Annotated in this window: 16 protein-coding genes; 8 read left to right on the forward strand and 8 right to left on the reverse strand. The window is 38.2% G+C overall.

What is annotated here, in order from left to right; all coding sequences use genetic code 11:
* Positions 1 to 59: 59 nt before the first annotated feature.
* Entirely contained in the window at positions 60 to 1,070 is a 1,011-nt protein-coding gene (locus AB3G38_RS03090; protein WP_367867037.1) for an SDR family oxidoreductase, read from the forward strand.
* Positions 1,071 to 1,152: 82 nt separating this feature from the next.
* Here AB3G38_RS03090 and AB3G38_RS03095 read toward each other — a convergent pair whose 3' ends face one another.
* The 6 genes from AB3G38_RS03095 to AB3G38_RS03120 all read right to left on the reverse strand — a co-directional run bounded on the left by AB3G38_RS03095 (position 1,153) and on the right by AB3G38_RS03120 (position 5,671).
* A complete protein-coding gene (locus AB3G38_RS03095; protein WP_367867038.1) occupies positions 1,153 to 1,824 on the reverse strand; it encodes a DUF6766 family protein in 672 nt (223 codons plus the stop codon).
* 123 nt (positions 1,825 to 1,947) lie between these two features.
* Positions 1,948 to 2,535, reverse strand: coding sequence for a ferritin-like domain-containing protein (locus AB3G38_RS03100; protein WP_367867039.1), 588 nt, complete (start codon positions 2,533 to 2,535; stop codon positions 1,948 to 1,950).
* Positions 2,536 to 2,641: 106 nt separating this feature from the next.
* Positions 2,642 to 3,163, reverse strand: coding sequence for a cupin domain-containing protein (locus tag AB3G38_RS03105; protein WP_367867040.1), 522 nt, complete (start codon positions 3,161 to 3,163; stop codon positions 2,642 to 2,644).
* Positions 3,160 to 3,549, reverse strand: coding sequence for a DUF4267 domain-containing protein (locus tag AB3G38_RS03110; RefSeq protein ID WP_367867041.1), 390 nt, complete (start codon positions 3,547 to 3,549; stop codon positions 3,160 to 3,162). Before AB3G38_RS03110 ends, AB3G38_RS03105 begins: the two co-directional genes overlap by 4 nt.
* A 79-nt stretch (positions 3,550 to 3,628) precedes the next feature.
* Positions 3,629 to 4,207, reverse strand: a complete 579-nt coding sequence (locus AB3G38_RS03115) for a Crp/Fnr family transcriptional regulator (RefSeq protein ID WP_367867042.1) — start codon at positions 4,205 to 4,207, stop codon at positions 3,629 to 3,631.
* A 120-nt stretch (positions 4,208 to 4,327) separates the two neighbouring features.
* Positions 4,328 to 5,671 (reverse strand): hypothetical protein, encoded by a 1,344-nt coding sequence (locus AB3G38_RS03120; protein WP_367867043.1) that lies wholly within the window; start codon positions 5,669 to 5,671, stop codon positions 4,328 to 4,330.
* A gap of 232 nt (positions 5,672 to 5,903) precedes the next feature.
* Here AB3G38_RS03120 and AB3G38_RS03125 point away from each other — a divergent pair, with 232 nt between their 5' ends.
* Positions 5,904 to 6,197: a hypothetical protein gene (locus AB3G38_RS03125; protein ID WP_367867044.1), complete on the forward strand. Its 294-nt coding sequence runs from the start codon at positions 5,904 to 5,906 to the stop codon at positions 6,195 to 6,197.
* Here the strand turns inward: AB3G38_RS03125 and AB3G38_RS03130 are convergent.
* Positions 6,194 to 6,397 carry a DUF4385 family protein gene (locus AB3G38_RS03130; RefSeq protein WP_367868745.1) on the reverse strand — a complete coding sequence of 68 codons (204 nt, stop codon included), beginning with the start codon at positions 6,395 to 6,397 and terminating at the stop codon, positions 6,194 to 6,196. The two genes, AB3G38_RS03125 and AB3G38_RS03130, sit on opposite strands and share 4 nt — an antisense overlap.
* Entirely contained in the window at positions 6,387 to 7,769 is a 1,383-nt protein-coding gene (locus AB3G38_RS03135) for a PAS domain S-box protein (protein WP_367867045.1), read from the reverse strand. The genes AB3G38_RS03130 and AB3G38_RS03135 overlap by 11 nt, the downstream gene beginning before the upstream one ends.
* A gap of 584 nt (positions 7,770 to 8,353) precedes the next feature.
* Between AB3G38_RS03135 and AB3G38_RS03140 the strand changes: the two genes are divergently transcribed.
* The 6 genes from AB3G38_RS03140 to AB3G38_RS03165 all read left to right on the forward strand — a co-directional run bounded on the left by AB3G38_RS03140 (position 8,354) and on the right by AB3G38_RS03165 (position 17,070).
* Positions 8,354 to 10,507: a PAS domain S-box protein gene (locus AB3G38_RS03140; RefSeq protein WP_367867046.1), complete on the forward strand. Its 2,154-nt coding sequence runs from the start codon at positions 8,354 to 8,356 to the stop codon at positions 10,505 to 10,507.
* A 13-nt stretch (positions 10,508 to 10,520) separates the two neighbouring features.
* Positions 10,521 to 10,691: a hypothetical protein gene (locus AB3G38_RS03145; RefSeq protein ID WP_367867047.1), complete on the forward strand. Its 171-nt coding sequence runs from the start codon at positions 10,521 to 10,523 to the stop codon at positions 10,689 to 10,691.
* A gap of 28 nt (positions 10,692 to 10,719) precedes the next feature.
* Entirely contained in the window at positions 10,720 to 11,082 is a 363-nt protein-coding gene (locus AB3G38_RS03150) for a hypothetical protein (protein WP_367867048.1), read from the forward strand.
* A gap of 223 nt (positions 11,083 to 11,305) precedes the next feature.
* Complete coding sequence (locus AB3G38_RS03155) at positions 11,306 to 12,394, forward strand: efflux RND transporter periplasmic adaptor subunit (protein ID WP_367867049.1); 1,089 nt, start codon at positions 11,306 to 11,308, stop codon at positions 12,392 to 12,394.
* Between the two features lie 75 nt (positions 12,395 to 12,469).
* Positions 12,470 to 15,616 carry an efflux RND transporter permease subunit gene (locus AB3G38_RS03160; RefSeq protein WP_367867050.1) on the forward strand — a complete coding sequence of 1,049 codons (3,147 nt, stop codon included), beginning with the start codon at positions 12,470 to 12,472 and terminating at the stop codon, positions 15,614 to 15,616.
* 83 nt (positions 15,617 to 15,699) lie between these two features.
* A complete protein-coding gene (locus tag AB3G38_RS03165; RefSeq protein WP_367867051.1) occupies positions 15,700 to 17,070 on the forward strand; it encodes a TolC family protein in 1,371 nt (456 codons plus the stop codon).
* The last annotated feature ends 358 nt before the right edge of the window (positions 17,071 to 17,428 follow it).

The raw sequence follows: 17,428 nt of genomic DNA on the forward strand, positions 1-17,428 counted from the left end.
AGTTTTACTGGTCAGGAGAATCCGGAGACTAATCAAAGGTAAATCTAAAAACAATGACAATGGAAAATGAAAAGAACAAAATCACACGTCGTAAGGTAATAGGCAACCTTGCTTTTGGGGCAGCCGCTCTGGCAGCGACCCCTGTATTGGGAGCTTCAAAATCAGGATTAAGCAGTTTTTCTCTGGCTAAAGGTCTTGAAGATCCGACAGGTTTATATCCCAAACCTCCATTTAAGGAACAGAAGCAACCCTGGCCCGGGCTGGTCAGTAAAATGGATCCAAGACCTGATCATGGTGAAGCCAGTTATAAAGGTTCCGGTCGTTTGGCAGGGCGTAAAGCACTGATTACTGGCGGTGATTCGGGTATGGGCAGGGCTGCTGCAATTGCTTATGCAAGAGAAGGAGCAGATGTAGCCATAAATTACCTTCCGGCAGAAGAATCTGATGCCAGAGAAGTGATTGAACTGATTAAAAAAGAAGGGCGTAAAGCGATTGCCATTCCTGGTGATTTGCGGGAAGAAGAATTTTGTAAAAAATTAGTAGCACAAGCAGTGAAAGGTATGGGAGGGTTGGACATCCTGGTTAACAACGCAGGGCGCCAGCAAACCAGGGAATCGATTCTGGACATCTCTTCTGAGGATTTTGATGCAACCATGAAAACCAATATTTACGCTCCTTTCTGGATTACAAAAGCTGCATTGCCGCATTTGAAACCTGGATCTGCTATCATCTCGACAACATCTGTGCAGGCTACTGACCCTTCTGCAGAATTGTTTGATTATGCACAAACTAAATCAGCTAATACCAGCTATGTAAGGTCGCTTGCCAAGCAATTAGCGTCTAAAGGTATTCGTGTAAATGGCGTTGCGCCGGGTCCGATCTGGACTGCTTTGCAAGTAAGTGGTGGGGCTACTATGGAAAAACTCAAAAACTTTGGAGGTGATACACCATTTGGCAGACCAGGACAGCCAGCTGAACTAGCCTCTATCTATGTTCAACTGGCAGCAGCTGACGCCAGTTATGCTACAGGCCAGATTTATGGTGCAGCCGGTGGCGGCGGACAACCATAAGAAATTCACCAGTAAATATAAAACCGGGTAGTCAGAAAACTATCCGGTTTTATATTTACTGGTGAATTTTTATAAGTAGTTATTATTTACCAGTTTCCAAATGTGGGGCATCGACCGGCTTTGACTCTGGCGAGCCTTTTTGGCGTAGATAAATGGTTAAAAACACTATTGAGGCTACAGATAGAAACTCGCTTTGCCAGTTCTGAAAGGTCTCAAACCAGAATTCTGACTCTCCAAGGTAATCTATTATAGTTACTGTTGGTAGCTTTTTGGACAACTGTTCTGCATTGTGGTTATCCCAGCTTCCGTATAAGTGCATTGCCCAGCTGGCAAAAAACAGAATGACAAAACAAATAGAAAGAGAATTACTGTATAATTTCAGAATCCATCCACCCTTTCTTACGGCCCAGGGTGCATTTGGTGAGGGGATGGGCTCCCGATCAACTTCTTCGGGCTTGTCGAGTTGTTTTGACTCTGCCGAACCAATTTGGCGGAGTGAAATTGTAAGCATCACATATAACGCCATTTGCAGGAATTCACTTTCGAAGTTTTCGAAAGTTGCAGATATGAAATGACCGCTTTTAAGATAAGTACCCAAACTGATTTCCTGTGCGTGCGCTTCCTTTAAATCATTATTGTGCTGTTTCCAGCCTGTTAATGCCTGGGCACCAAGGGTAATCACAAATAAAATAAGGAAAACTATAGTAAGGCCGTTGCGGTAGAAGTAGGAAGGTCGCCCTGGTTTTGTTTTCATGCTTCAATTTATAGAAGGTTAATGCGATGAGGAGTTCCGCTCCATTGGGTAACTATATACTAATCATAAATTTAAACAAAATGGAAGCAGGCTAAGCTAATGTTGACTTAGCCTGCTATCCTATTATTCTGCAGCTGCTTCCTCATTGATGAAGCTTTCAGCTACTTCTGTTAATGCTGCGTCAGTTTCTTTTTCGTTGTCCAAAGTGAATTGCAATAACTCAGCAACTTTGGTATGGCCCATATTTTGTGCAAATACTACAAGCGTTCCATACGTTGCGATCTCATAGTGTTCTACTTTCTGTGCGGCAAGGATTAAACCTGCATCACGAATCATAGTACCCGCATCGGTATCTTCAATAATACCATCCGCTTCTTTTAACAAGCCATCCATTGCATCACATTTTTTGGCCTGTGGCTTTTCTTCTAATAATGAAAATACCTGCTCCAGGGTTGCTATATGCGTATTGGTCTCTTCGGTATGTTTTTCAAAAGCATTGGCCAATTCCGGACTGGTAGCTGCTTTTTTCATTTTTGGTAAAGCTTTGACCAAATGTTTTTCTGCCCAGTAAATGTCTTTCAACTCATCCACAAAGAATTCATGGAATTCGGAGTTTTCCATCTTACCAGTTTTTTCAGTTGGTTTTGAACCTGTTTTTTTTGTGTTTGCTTTTGGAGTTGCTTTTTCGTTTGATTTTGTTGTAGTTGCCATAATTATTTGTTTTAAAGATTGTTTATTAATGCTTCTTTTATAGGCATTTAATCGAGCTTAGGTTACAACCAACTATTTTATTCTTTGTTTAATTTTTTTTGAATTTTCAAATAGGACTATTACAATATCTCTTTATCAATTTATTCAGACTTCCGTTTTTGATAGCTGCTTTAGCAAAAAAATTAAATACCGGTTCGGCTATTTTTTGAAACCCTACCATTCTGGAATTGCTTAAATATATAAACAGCACTAAATCTGAAAACTTGCGTGAAGTTCCTGCTGTATTTGCCAAGCCATCTTTCGCAAGCCCTTTTAGAATAAACATTGAATTCTCAAAGTTTTTATTGCCAGGATTAAGGGTTGTCGTTACCCTGCATTCCTCGTTAGAAATATTATGATAATAATGCTTTTCGTTCGGTGCTATAGTGACGATATCCCCCTTCTTTAAATAGTGGATATCTTTACCTTTACCTACTTCCAGTGTCCCTTTTAAAACCTCAAATGTTTCTGAAAATAAAGTGTGGAAATGCCATGGCGTTTTTTCACCCGGAAGAATATTTAATTGCAGCACACTGTTTTCATTGTTGTCTGCTGAACTAATCAGTTTAATATATCCCTGAGTTTTCATAATTGTTTTTTTGATTTAGTTGTAAGTAAGATTATCCCGAATACCGCACAAATGACGATCGCAATGATGTGGGGCATAGCTTGAATAACGCCATTGTAGCTTTTGCTGAGAACAATAAGCATATCGGTAACCGGAATCATGGTCCCTGCTAATAAAGTCACGCCCAAAGCGCGTCTTTCATTCATCAGTACAAATACACAGATCAGCAGCCCTGAAAATATGTCTCTGATCCCTTTTATGTATTGAAAAGAATAGTCGCCATTTACATTAAAGTGTATGCCATATCCGGCTGTAGCAACTTCAGGAGATAAGAAAAAGCGGGCTCCCAGAAAAATCATTCCCAGTCCCAGTAAAAGTGCGATTGTATAAGAAATTTTTGTTGACATGATAATTTGTTTTAAATGTTAAATAATAACACAAAATTATCAGAACAACTTCCGGCATTAATGCACCTGGGTTAACAAATCAAAATCGGGTAAAAATTCTTTTACGGATACGGCTAAGCGATTGTGGCTTAACCCCAACAAATGAGGCTATGTGATATTGGGAAATTCTTTGTTGCAAGTCTGCATGGGCATTTATAAACCGCTCATAGCGCAGTTCAGGAGTTTCGGTATAAAATGAATTGATATCTTTCAGTAATTGTATAAAAACAGCTTCAATTGCTATCCTGCCAAAACGTTCCCCTTCACGAACGTTCGCATAGAGCAATTGCAGGTCATCGTACGAAATCGTTAAAACCATACAATCTTCTAAGGCTTGAATGATTTTTGAAGATGGTTTTTGGGGAAGAAAACTTTCATAATTACACACATAATTATTTTCCTGTGAAAAGGCATATGTTTTTTCCTCACCATCATGATTAATGTAGTATCGCATTAATCCCTTTACAACAAACCCAACTTGTTTACAAATTCGTCCCTCTTCTAAAAAGAAATCTCCCTTTTTATAGCTCTTTTCTTTAAACAAAGCAGTTACAGTGCCTATCTCGGCCGGGCTTAGTGTAATTAGATTTTGTATACTATCAAGTAAGTTATTTATCATCCGGCTATTGCGCTGAAGTTTCGTCTAAAGGCTATGATTGTGATTGTTAACTTAACAAAAATAAATAAACTTTGGTTCTGCGGAAGGTAATAAAAGGTTAATTATCAATCCGCTCCGGTTTTAACTTATCTGACCGGTCATTTTAAAAGTCACATTTCCTTTTCGTCCATTATAACCATCGAAACCTTTGCGGCCATCGCTGCCACTTGAACCATTATTCCCATTCGGATTTCCAGCACCTCCAGTTCCGCCTGCGCCACCTTTACCGGCTTTACCTCCAGATCCGCCTGTACCCGGGATGCTATACGCTTTAATCAGATTCAGATAGGGGGTAACACCGGGAGAATAATTAATCGTAATATTTCCGCCATTGCCACCTGAATCACCATCCCGGCCATTTCCACCATCCTGGCCATTGCCACCATCTCCACCCTGACCAGTTACTGTGCTGGTTGTAGTGACAGTTGTTCCGTCGCTATTGATTTTAGTTTCTGTAAGCGTCGAAACTATGCCAGATGACCCGGTTGTACCGGCATGGCCATCCGGGCCATTTGCACCGTCACTTCCATTTGCACTTCTGGTTGAAATATCAATCGAACCTCCATTTGTATTCACCCAATAATTATAGGTTTGCTGTGTAGCCTGATTTTGTATCTTAATCTTTAACAATTGAGCATTGATAACCGAATCGTGATAAATATCTGCAGTAACATTTAAATCATAACCTTTTCCGGCTGATCGTGCATTGAACTGATAGTTTGCAACATAATCCAGCAGAACGTTAAGGGTATCAGTTATAGCCGTATTTTTGGCTAATAAAGTTATCAACTGTATTTTATTATTTTTAATTTTTGTCGGGTCATTATCAATTTTTAAATCATCTTTTGATTTCGAAATATGAACACCATTAAATAAGAAAACGAAATCTTTTAAATTTTTCCTGACCGGAGTCCATTTATCAATAAACATTTTGTTATCAAAGTTTTTTCTCACACCAAACTGAACATGGTCACCCGGTGCTTTCGGAAAATTCTCTGTGGTTAAAATATTTATGCTTGTTTCATAATTATAAGGTATTTTTTGCAGAAATAGCCACTTGTCTTTACCGCCTAAAAACCATTTTTTTGTGTAGACATTAACCGTTAGTGAATCTCCTTTTTTATATACTTTTCTACTTCCTTTTATTTTGATTTTTCCATTCGAGTAATTGCCGCTATCTATTTCAATTTTATATTTCGACCAATCATCAAAACCATTTAAAAAACCTTTAGTTTGTGATTTTATCCCCATATCAGATAACACTATAATGCCTATAGGTAACGAATTGCCTTCTATACGTAATACATTCGGGTCATATTCAAGAAAATATTTTTGCGTTTTTGTTCTGGTATCATTAACAGGAGATTGAGCAATTACAGGCAAACACCAAATGAAAGAAATAAGGATTGTAATAAATAGTTTCATAAATATGAATAAGGAATAACTAGTTTCGGCTAAAACTAAGATAAACAAATGACGAAAAAGTTTAAGAGACTATTTAAATTTTGTTAATTACCGGATAATATTCTTTTAAGGCAGTTATTCGTTCAAATCATACACTTTTTGCGGGCCTGGTCATTTTAGCTGCATAGGAAAGGGTAAATGGCTGTTTGGATTTTGGGGCACCATTATTGGATGCTTATGGAAAAAAAAACATATGATTTCTATAAACAACGTACAACCATTAAGTCCTGAAAGCTTATTTGATCTTTTAAAAACTGAATTTCCTGCTTATGTAAATGAAAAATTGGGGAGCAACCTGGCAGTTGAGTTTGCTCATGTTTCAGATATTGTCAACATCAGTTTCCCGGAAATCATTGAAGGTAATGCTTATACGGTTACCGTAGGCGATAATAGTTTGGAGCTCACAGATCATACTACTGAGGGAACTTATAATACCGAATTGCTGGAACAGCACCTGGTGGAATTTTTGACTTTGAAAGCAGGTTAACCCCGCTCTTTTTTCCATGCTGACTTCATTTTAGCATATTTTATATCGGCTTCAGCAGCTTTCCATTTCTTATAAAAGATGGCTGCTGATGCTGCTTTTTCTGTTTCCCCGGTTCCGCGCTCCAGCTGGGTATAACCGTTATTAAGGTAAGAGGGTTTTCGTTGCCTGGTTATGCTAAATAATCGGGTATTAAGATTTATCTAAAGTATAGGTGATACTGACTATATTTCTGATTCCTTTATCCAGTTCAGTTGCGGATTCATTTAAAAAAGTTAAAATCTCTTTTTGAGCATCAGTGGTAAAATCTTCATTCTTCAGCAAATCAGCTAATCCAATTATTTTCGCGAGAGAGTCTCTGATTTTATGGGATTGTGTCCATGCAATTTCCTGCAATTGCATGGCCTGTCTCTGCACCCGGGAGATGGTCTCTTTATAAGCTGTAATATCTCTGTAAGAGCCAATAGCTCTAATTGCATTTCCGTCTTTATCCCGCAGAAATATGCCTCTATAATGGATAATAGCAACTTCTCTATTTGCTTTAAAAAATCGGTATTCAGAATGCAGCACTTCTGTTTCTGGATTTTTTACTGCATCATTTAACTCTTTTAAAGCTTGTTCCTTATCCTCGGGAAAGATATTGTCAGACCATAATGTATTGTTATATACATCCATATTATAACCAAAAATTTCATTGAAACCCACACTCCAGTTAGCTATATCATTTTCAATATCCCAGTCGCAGATAGCTTCATCTGCTGCCTTAAGCATTAACTTATACCTGTCATTGCTTAGCCTTAATTCTTCATTTTTATTGATGAGCTCGGTTATATCAGTAGAATTTGTCACAATCCCTAAAATAGCAGGGTCTCCAAGCATATTTCTTGCGGTAGTCGTTAACCATCGCCATTCATTGTCACCATTCAGGAACCGGAAAGGTTTTATGTGGATCCTTTCAACTTCAAGCAAAGAATTCATCTGTTCTATAACCCTTTCCCGGTCTTCGGGGTGTACATAATCATAGGCAGTTTTACCTATCATTTTTTCGGGATATATTTTAAGCAAACTAATACAGCTTTCACTTAGAAACTTATATTTTCCGTCCATATCGATTACGGATGTTAAATCTGATCCTGCCTGTACAAGTGCTTTAAATCTGTTTTCACTGAGGAACAGCGTTTCTTCTAATCTTTTTGCTGCTTGTTCATATTGTAACTGTGAAGTTATATCAGTAGCGATTATAAGTTCAACGGACCTTCCATCTGATTCAAATAGATTACTCTTAATTTCGACAGAAATAATATCCCCGTTTTTTTTTAAGTGTTTATAGCGTTTGTTTGTGAAGCGCTCTTTATACCTGTGAACATTCTCCATAGCCAGCTCAAATTTGGGGATAGTATCTTCTGGCCTTATTTCTTTGATAGTCATGCTTAAAAAATCTTCTCTGGAATATCCATAATGGCGTATAGCAGCTTCATTGACTTCAAGAAAACGTAAAGTATCAATATCATAAATCCACATTGGCTGCGGGCTTAGCTGGAAGATATCTTTATAAAGGTTATTTAGAAAGTCCATAAATTATTGAATAGTATTTTTTATAAATAAGCTTACAGGCATAGGAAAATAATAGCTGAACGCGCATTGAATATTAAAGGTATAGCTATACTATAATAAGCTAGTTCGTATCGGAAAAACTGATTATCTGTATTTTTTAAGTAAGAAGAACTTTTCTGTTAAAAAAGTTTAATCATTTTTAATCAAAATAACAATTCGTGTGATATTTGGTTATGATAATAGTATTTCGTTTTTAGATGAAATAACTGATGTTTTCTGGTTATTTAACAAAAAAAATATATTAAAAGTTTTAAATATTAAATAACAAACCAGAACCTGTTTTTTACGTATGTTGATATAATGTAACACTAAAGAATTAAAGCGTTATATTGTTTTATATATAATTCTTATCTCTGAAATGTTGTTTTTTTTGGTCTTAAATGAATTATTAAATGTTTGAAATTATAAATGATATCAAATAATTGTAAGCTTATGCTTACCTTTTCAGGTTATTAATTGTATAATTTTAATTAAAGATTAATTGTTTGTGAATTATGCTTTCTTTCGCTGATTTAAATAATATTTTAAACAGTAGCCCGGTTTCCATGGCTATTTTAGACTTAGATAGGAGATTTCAGGCTGTGTCTAACCAATGGTTGATCATTAATGGGCTTAAAGAGGTGCAAGTAGTTGGCAAATTACATAGTGAACTATTCACGGTAAATAGCCGCAAGTGGCAGGAGATTTTTGATAATTGTCTGCTTGGTATTGATTACAATGGAGAGACAAACAGGGTAGATCCTATTGATAAAACCAAGGTATGGATCAAATGGCAAATTAATCAGTGGACTGCAAATACACCAGGTTGCGGAGGACTTGTGTTGTATTGTGAAGATATTACAGCAATTAAAACTAGTAAGCTTCAAGAGACACAATTTCATGTGTTTATGGATTATATACCTGGTCTTTGCTGGATCACTAATTCAGCCAATGTCCTGACCTATGCAAATAAACATTTTTTAGATACACATCAGCTTCCGTCTACAGTAATAGGTAAAAATAAAAAGGACATTTTCGGTAATGATATGGCAGCAAATGCGTTCGTTAACAATTCAGAAGTCCTGAAAACAAAGCAAAGTAAAGAATTTCAACAAACTATCCGGGACCAGGAAGGTTTTCCTCAATACTTTATGACTTTCAAGTTTCCTTTTTTAGATTCTTCAGGAAATATGAGTTTAGTAGGAGCCGTTGGTTTTAATATAACGAAGCATAAACAACTTGAAGAAAATCTGTACCAGAGCGAAGAACAATTTCGCCAGGCATTTGAACACTCTTTGGTGGGGATGGCTTTAATCTCTCCTGAAGGATGCTGGAAGCGTGTTAATGCCAGTTTATGTCTGATCACAGGATATACTGAACAAGAATTGCAGTCTATGTGTATACAAGATATTACACATCCGGATGATTTACCGGAAAGTATTGCCAAACTTATTGATCTTGCTAATAATGTTACCGAAAGTCTTAAAATTGAAAAGCGGTATATTCATAAAAATGGCGATATAATCTGGGTCGTAATTGCGGCAACGATGTTAAAAGACAGCCAGGGCAGGGCACTTCATTATGTATCACAGATTGAAGACATTACTAATAGAAAAGAAATTGAAGGTGACCTGAAGCAAAGCGAAAAGAAATACCGTTCTATATTTGAAAATGTACAAGACGTATTTTATCAGGCTGATCAATCTGGGTTAGTGACTGAAATCAGCCCGTCAATTCTTCAATATTCCGGCTTTTCCAGAGCCGCCATTATTGGCCAGCCTGTTTCTGATTTTTACTATTATCCTCAAGATAGAGCAAGGATTATCAATAGTTTGAAAAATGACGGTACAGTAATTGATTTTGAGGTCAGACTAAAAACAGCAGATAAGGAACTAAGATATGTATCTGTGAATGCCAGGTTAATTTTAGAAGATGGCCGGATTGCAGGCACTGAAGGGAGTATGAGAGATGTAACAGCCAGGAAGTTTCAGGAAAATGCATTGAAAACATTGAATTCGGAGTTAACTGCATCAAATGAGCAGAAGAACAAGCTCCTTTCCATTATTGGTCATGACCTCAGGAATCCAATTTCAGGTAGTCTGGAGCTTTTAGAAATGACACTAGCTGATCTTTATTTAATTTCAGTTGATGATATTCACCTGCATCTCTCCATGATCAAGCAAGAATTATCGAATGCAAATGAGCTTTTAGAAGGGCTGTTGATTTGGGCGAAGTCGCAATTTAATGCGATTGGTTTTCATCCTGTGAAAATTGCTGATATTTCAAACCTTATAGAAAGATCAGTGCATAATGTTTTGCCAATGGCCAATAAGAAATCTATTCGGATAGTACACCAAACAGAGCCGGATGTGGGCATCTATGCAGATAAAGAAATGCTGGAAACTATAGTCAGAAATTTACTCTCCAATGCTATCAAATTTTCACATACTGGAGGAGAAATAACTATCAATGTATTAAAAAAAGAAAGTCATGTGCTCTTTTCTGTAGCTGACAATGGGATTGGAGTGCCAGCAGAGAAAGTTTTGGAGCTCCTTAACAGTAAATCAAATTATACTACTTATGGTACAAATGGAGAAAAGGGGACAGGACTCGGATTAAATCTTATCGTTGATTTTGTATTGAGGCATGGAGGGAAAATCTGGGTAAATAGTGATTTAGGCATAGGGAGTGTTTTTTATTTTACTATACCTTCTGGATAATGATAATGTTAAGATGATGGTATCAAAGGTATTGAGAACATTGGAAGATAAGAATCTTATTACCCGCCAGGCACACCCTACAGATAATCTCGCTACTGTTACAAGTCTGTTACAACTCAAATTATATTTGCGAAGCAAAGGATTGTATATTTGCGGCACACGATTAAGTATCTATGGACTTTAAAATCATATTTAGGTATAAACAATCAAGAATGTGGAGCCTTGGGTTTCTTGCATCGCTGCTCTTGCTTGTCATAAGTACTGGTGATTTTAAAACTACGGTCACAAAAAAAAGATCTCTGCGTTCGGAGATTTTGCAGTCGAGTTTTAACACGGCAGAAGTACTCTTTCATCAAAATGACCTGCTGCGTCAAACTACTTCCTCAGTAAGAGGAAAAGTTACAAGCTATCGCAAAAAGTTTAAACATCTGATAGAGGGAAATGACGACCATTCTCCCTATGTTAAAGAGTTACAGTATATCCGGTATCTGAACTCATTTGTTAAACTGAATTACGAATCTCCTTATTTCGTTTCGGAGCAACTATCTTTCCTGTACAGGCTTTCGGTCTTCTAGATTCCCATTAAAATTATTCTTTCTCCTGTTGAAAACAGGAAGTGTACTGAATCACGCTATAACAATTATGGGGCTGGTCCGGTACTTTGTATGAAATTCAGAAACGAAAAAACGAAGCTTTGATATAGCATCGCGGATGAAATATGCCCGGCGCATAGCTAAGCTTCAGTACTTATATAACAATATATACTTAATGAAATTAAATTGGATATTCATCATATTTATGATGGTAGTTACCCAGGCATGCTCCACTAACAGCGCCAAAACTAAGGAGGAGAAATTAACGGAAATCCCTGTTGTTAAATTGAAAATAGTTGATACCGCTCTTGCACTTAATTATGTTGCAGACATTCAGGCGGTCCGTAATATAGAAATCAGGGCCAGAGTACAAGGCTTTATTGAACAAATACTGGTTGATGAAGGGCAGCAAGTAAAAAAAGGACAGCTGCTTTTTAAAATGAACGACAAAGAATACTTGATTAAGCTAAACCAGGCTAAATCACAATTAGCAAGTGCTCATTCATCCGTAAAGATTGCCGAGGTCGAACTCGGGCGGATTAAAACTCTGGTAGAGAAAAAAGTTATATCTAAATCAGAACTGACACTGGGAACGGCCCGCCTTGCAGAAGCTGAAGCTAAAGCGAGCGAAGCCTTGTCAATCATTGATGATGCCAATCAAAAACTTTCCTATTTATCCGTCCGCGCACCATTTGAAGGTGTTATAGACCGCATACCTTTAAAAACTGGTAGTCTGGTGAGTGAAGGAGCACTATTGACAACCTTGTCCGATAGCCGTAATATGTATGCCTATTTTGATATCTCAGAAAATGAATATCTTCAATTTATGCGTACAGGCAAGGGGCATTTTTCTACACATGCAGAAACTGCACTGATACTTTCGGACGGTAATACTTATCCGCTCAAAGGCAAAATACAGACGCAGGAGAGCAGCTTCTCCGGAAGTACTGGTTCAATTGCCTATAGAGCAATGTTCCCCAATCCCGATCGCATACTCAAACACGGTGCTTCAGGTAAAGTCCAATTGATATCTAAACTGGAAGGCAGCCTGTTAGTACCTCAAAAGTCTGTCTTTGAAATTCAGGACAAAAACTACGTGTTTGTGGTTGATGAAAAGAATACAGTGAAAATGAAAAGTTTTGTACCTAAAATGAAGCTTGCTGAATATTATGTGGTAAGCAGCGGACTAAAAGCTGGCGAAAATATCGTCTATGAGGGTATACAGAATATCAAAGACGGTGTTACGATTACCCCCGTATTTAATAAATCCAATAGTCTTTCCGCAAAAAAATAGTACAACTAACTTATCATCATAGCTAATTTCCTTGTATAACACAGGGTAAGCTGCTGCATTTATAATTAAAGAAAAATGGTTGAAACATTTATTAGAAGGCCAGTATTGTCACTGGTTATTTCTCTCTCCTTAATTTTGCTGGGTGTGCTCGCATTTTTTTCGCTCCCCATTACGCAATTCCCAGATATTGTTCCGCCATCCGTAGTCGTTACAGCAAGTTACAATGGAGCAAACGCAGAAGTATGTGCCAAAGCCGTCGCTACTCCGCTTGAAAAAGCCATTAATGGTGTTCCTGGAATGACTTATATGAACTCTGTAAGCAGCAACAATGGGGTAACACTAATACAAGTTTTCTTTAATGTTGGAACAGATCCCGACCAGGCTGCAGTAAACGTGCAGAACAGGGTGACTACAGTATTGGATGAACTACCAGAAGAAGTTATCAAAGCAGGTGTAACTACAGAAAAGGAAGTAAACAGTATGTTGCTTTATCTGAATGTAACCAGTAATGATAAAGATATGAGCGAGGAGTTCATCTACAATTTTGCAGATATCAATGTCCTTCAAGAACTAAAACGTATAGATGGGGTTGGTTTTGTAGATATTATGGGTGCCAGAGATTATTCTATGAGGGTATGGCTGAAGCCAGACAGGATGCTATCTCATGATATATCTGCAGATGAAGTTATCAGCACCATGCGTAAACAGAATATTGAAGCGGCACCCGGTGTTGCCGGTGAAAATTCTGGAAAAGGAACTGAAGTAAAACAATACGTTTTAAAATATACAGGAAAATTTAACAGCAAAGAAGACTACGAAAACCTTGTTTTAAAAGCTGAAAAAAATGGTGCTTTAGTTAGGTTAAAAGATATAGCGGATATCGAATTCGGGACCGTAAGTTATGATATGGTATCCAAAACAGATGGCAAGCCTTCTGCCTCGATTATGATTAAACAAAGGCCTGGCTCAAATGCCAGTGAGGTTATTGACAATATCAAGGAGAAAATGGCCGAATTAAAAGGTACCAGTTTTCCACCAGGAATGGAATATAATTTTGCTTACGATGTTTCCCGTTTTTTGGATGCCAGTATTCATGAAGTACTCCGCACACTTGTGGAGGCCTTTATCCTGGTATTTATCGTGGTCTATATCTTTTTACAAGATTTCAGAAGTACCCTGATTCCCGCATTAGCAGTACCAGTGGCGCTCATCAGTACTTTGGCCTTTTTACAAATATTGGGTTTCTCCATCAATATACTCACGCTGTTTGCGCTTGTTCTGGCAATCGGTATTGTGGTGGATAATGCGATTGTTGTGGTAGAGGCTGTGCATGTGAAAATGAGCGAAGAGCACCTGCCGCCAATGGAGGCAACTATTGCTGCAATGAAAGAAATTGGTGGTGCTATCATAGCTATTACCATGGTGATGTCTGCTGTATTTATTCCGGTAGCCTTCCTGTCAGGACCTGTGGGTGTTTTTTACCGGCAATTTTCACTTACACTAGCTATTGCCATTGTCATTTCTGGAATTAATGCATTGACGCTAACACCAGCTTTATGTGCAATTATGCTCAAACACCAGGAAGGACACACTGCTGGTAAGGGCCTGATGGGCAGATTCTTCAAACTGTTTAACAAAGGATATGATCAAACAGAAAAGAAGTTTAGTCACCTTATAGGCTATATCATTGGACGTAAACCTATTACTATTTGTCTGTTCCTTTTCTTTTGTATCGCTACCTGGGCAGGAAGTAAAATACTGCCGTCTGGATTTATTCCGACAGAAGACCAGGGGATGATCTATGTAAATGTGACCACTCCACCAGGATCAACTGTAGAAAGAACAGAAAAAGTACTGGATCAGATACAACAAAGTACGCGCAGCCTTAAAATGGTAGAAAATGTAAGTACACTTGCGGGGTATAGTTTGATGAGTGATATAACAGGAGCATCATACGGAATGGGGATGATTAATCTGGCCCCATGGGATAAACGAAAAGAAACAGTAACAGAAGTAATCTCAGCATTAAAAGAAAAAACCAGGGGAATCAGTGATGCCTCGATTGAATTTTTTGCTCCGCCAACAGTACCTGGTTTTGGAAATGCCAGCGGATTTGAACTGAGGCTCCTGGATAAGAACAAGAGTGAAGACTTGAATAAAACTGCCCAGGTTACCAATGACTTCTTAAAAGCACTGCGAAGCCATCCGTCAATTTCTGGAGCCTTTACGAGTTTTGATCCGAATTTTCCGCAGTATATGATACATATTGACCAGGATATGGCTGCACAGAAAGGTGTTTCTATAGATAACGCAATGAGCACACTGCAAACTTTAGTAGGTAGTTATTATGCCACTAACTTTATCCGTTTCGGTCAAATGTATAAGGTAATGCTTCAGGCATATCCGGAATACCGCAGCAAACCAAATGATCTTTTACGGTTGCACGTTAAAAATGATAGGGGTGAAATGATTCCATATTCTACCTTTGTAAAGCTGGAAAGAGTTTTTGGACCAGAGCAGATCAACCGTTACAATATGTATACTTCGGCGATGATCAATGGTGATGCTTCGGCCGATTTTAGCAGTAGTGACGCCATTGCTGCAGTTGAGGCTACCGCCAAAGAAAAACTTCCACGTGGCTTCAGCATCGAATGGTCTGGGATGACCCGCGAACAGATCCTTTCAGGGAATCAGGCAATTTACATTTTTATCATCTGTCTTATATTCGTCTATCTTTTGCTCGCTGCACAATACGAAAGTTTTCTGTTACCCTTACCGGTGCTGCTCTCACTTCCTGCAGGTATAGCCGGTGCCTTTTTCACCTTAAAGCTCGCGGGACTTGAAAACAATATTTATGCACAAGTATCACTGGTCATGCTCATTGGGCTATTGGGGAAAAATGCAATCCTGATTATCGAGTTTGCCGAGCTCAAGCGCAGAGAAGGCGCAACAGTAGCAGAGGCGGCAAAAGCCGGAGCTGTATCCAGGTTAAGGCCAATTTTAATGACCTCGTTTGCATTTATTGCCGGGTTGATACCGCTTTGTATTGCTACTGGTGCCGGTGCTGTAGGTAATCGTTCTATAGGAACTGCCGCGGTAGGCGGTATGCTGATCGGAACACTTTTCGGTGTCATCATTATACCAGGACTATATGCAATTTTTGCGTCGATAGGTAAAAAGAAACCAAAATTAGTTATTGAAAATAATAAGGAAAACGCGTAATGAGATTAAGCTATAAAAATACCACCTTCTGCTATAAAACGCTTTTGTTATCCACCTTGATAGCTTTTACGGGGTGCAAGAGCATGGAACCTGTAGTTATGCCCACAATGCAGACCATGCCCCGTGCATTTAATAGCACTGAAAATTCACCTGAGCACCTGTTGAACTGGAAAGAGATCTTTACTGACCGGGAACTTGTGGCATTAATTGACACCGCCCTGAATACTAACTTTGAACTTAAATCCGAAATGCAACAGATCATTGTGGCAGAAGCAAATTTAAAACTTGCAAAAGCCAGTATGCTGCCAGGTTTAAATACGAGTGTAACTGCAGGCCTGGACAGGTTTGGGAAATATACGATGAATGGAGTGGGGAACTATGACACCAACCTTTCGCCAAATGTAAGTACCAATCAGCAAATTCCAACTCCCACACCAGATTACTTTATGGGTTTTAGAAGTTCCTGGGAGATTGATATCTGGGGGAAATTGTCAAAGCGCAAAGAGGCTGCATACTCCCGCTACCTGGCTACTAAAATGGGCCAGCAATGGCTCCGTACCCAGGTGGTCGCACAGGTTGCTAAGTTGTATTTTGAATTGATTGCCCTGGATAAACATGCCGAAATTTTAAAGCGGAATATTGCGCTTCAAAAAAAAGGTGTTGAAATTATTGAGGCTCAAATGGCAGGAGGGAGGGCTACATCATTAGCTGTTAGCCAGTTCAAAGCACAAATGATGGCTACACAAGGCAGTTCATATCAAATTACACAAGCCATTGTAAAGACCGAAAATGAACTAAACAACTTGTTAGGAAGGTTTCCTGCCCCAATCAAAAGGGATACCTCTTCGATTACCAGGGTGCTGCCTGATCAAATTTACGCAGGTATACCTGTCAGGGTAATCTTGAACCGACCGGATATAAAACAAGCTGAGCTGGAATTAAGAGCGGCGAAAGCAGATGTTCAGGCAGCGCGTAAGGCTTTGCTGCCTTCATTTACATTAGATGCTTACAGTGGAATTAATTCCTTTAAGTTACCCCTTTTATTTTCGCCGGGATCTTTGGCCTCTGGTGTATTAGGCGGATTAACAGCTCCGATCTTTAATAGAGGGGTACTAAAGAATGGTAACCGCATTGCAAACGCAGCACAGCTCAGCTCTTTTTACAATTATCAGCGAACAGTACTACAAGGATATCAGGAAGTTTCTACCCAATTAAGTGCAATTGATAATTACAAGCGTGCTTACCAATTGAAAACGAGTGAGGTCGAGGAATTGAAAACTGCATTGTCAACAGCCAACGATCTTTATCTTGCCGGCTATGCATCCTACCTGGAAGTGATTGTTGCGCAAGGAAGTATGTTGAATTCAGAAATCGAGCAAGTGGGTTTAAAGCGTGATTCCTATATCACATTGATCAACCTTTTCAGGGCTTTGGGCGGGAATATTTCTGAATAAGCTTAGTTGGAAGATTTTGATTGCTAAAACCTGAACTTAAATATACGCCTTTAAATATTCAAACCAGTATTGTTTTTGCTGGTTTGAATATTTAAAGGTTTTCTGTTTAAAAGTCTGTTCTATTGATTGTTAAGAAATTTTATTTTTTTATTAATTAAATAACTGCTAAACTTACATAATATCTAAATATTATAAGTCAAAGTGACTAGAAAAATAATACAAGAGTTTTTGTTAACATTTTCATTTGATTTTCAAAATAAAATAACTGGCTATCGAAGATGGCAGGATGCTCAATTGTCATTATCAGGAAGAATAATACTTTATAGATGGGTTGATAATTTTAATAAAATTCTTTAAT

This window comes from Pedobacter sp. WC2423, from assembly GCF_040822065.1.
GTDB lineage: Bacteria > Bacteroidota > Bacteroidia > Sphingobacteriales > Sphingobacteriaceae > Pedobacter.

Bases quoted from the DNA above. Each gene is read 5' to 3' on its own strand.
- AB3G38_RS03090 (WP_367867037.1), top strand. From the start codon at position 60: ATGGAAAATGAAAAGAACAAAATCACACGTCGTAAGGTAATAGGCAAC.
- AB3G38_RS03095 (WP_367867038.1), bottom strand. From the start codon at position 1,824: ATGAAAACAAAACCAGGGCGACCTTCCTACTTCTACCGCAACGGCCTT.
- AB3G38_RS03100 (WP_367867039.1), bottom strand. From the start codon at position 2,535: ATGGCAACTACAACAAAATCAAACGAAAAAGCAACTCCAAAAGCAAAC.
- AB3G38_RS03105 (WP_367867040.1), bottom strand. From the start codon at position 3,163: ATGAAAACTCAGGGATATATTAAACTGATTAGTTCAGCAGACAACAAT.
- AB3G38_RS03110 (WP_367867041.1), bottom strand. From the start codon at position 3,549: ATGTCAACAAAAATTTCTTATACAATCGCACTTTTACTGGGACTGGGA.
- AB3G38_RS03115 (WP_367867042.1), bottom strand. From the start codon at position 4,207: ATGATAAATAACTTACTTGATAGTATACAAAATCTAATTACACTAAGC.
- AB3G38_RS03120 (WP_367867043.1), bottom strand. From the start codon at position 5,671: ATGAAACTATTTATTACAATCCTTATTTCTTTCATTTGGTGTTTGCCT.
- AB3G38_RS03125 (WP_367867044.1), top strand. From the start codon at position 5,904: ATGATTTCTATAAACAACGTACAACCATTAAGTCCTGAAAGCTTATTT.
- AB3G38_RS03135 (WP_367867045.1), bottom strand. From the start codon at position 7,769: ATGGACTTTCTAAATAACCTTTATAAAGATATCTTCCAGCTAAGCCCG.
- AB3G38_RS03140 (WP_367867046.1), top strand. From the start codon at position 8,354: ATGGCTATTTTAGACTTAGATAGGAGATTTCAGGCTGTGTCTAACCAA.
- AB3G38_RS03145 (WP_367867047.1), top strand. From the start codon at position 10,521: ATGATGGTATCAAAGGTATTGAGAACATTGGAAGATAAGAATCTTATT.
- AB3G38_RS03150 (WP_367867048.1), top strand. From the start codon at position 10,720: ATGTGGAGCCTTGGGTTTCTTGCATCGCTGCTCTTGCTTGTCATAAGT.
- AB3G38_RS03155 (WP_367867049.1), top strand. From the start codon at position 11,306: ATGATGGTAGTTACCCAGGCATGCTCCACTAACAGCGCCAAAACTAAG.
- AB3G38_RS03160 (WP_367867050.1), top strand. From the start codon at position 12,470: ATGGTTGAAACATTTATTAGAAGGCCAGTATTGTCACTGGTTATTTCT.
- AB3G38_RS03165 (WP_367867051.1), top strand. From the start codon at position 15,700: ATGGAACCTGTAGTTATGCCCACAATGCAGACCATGCCCCGTGCATTT.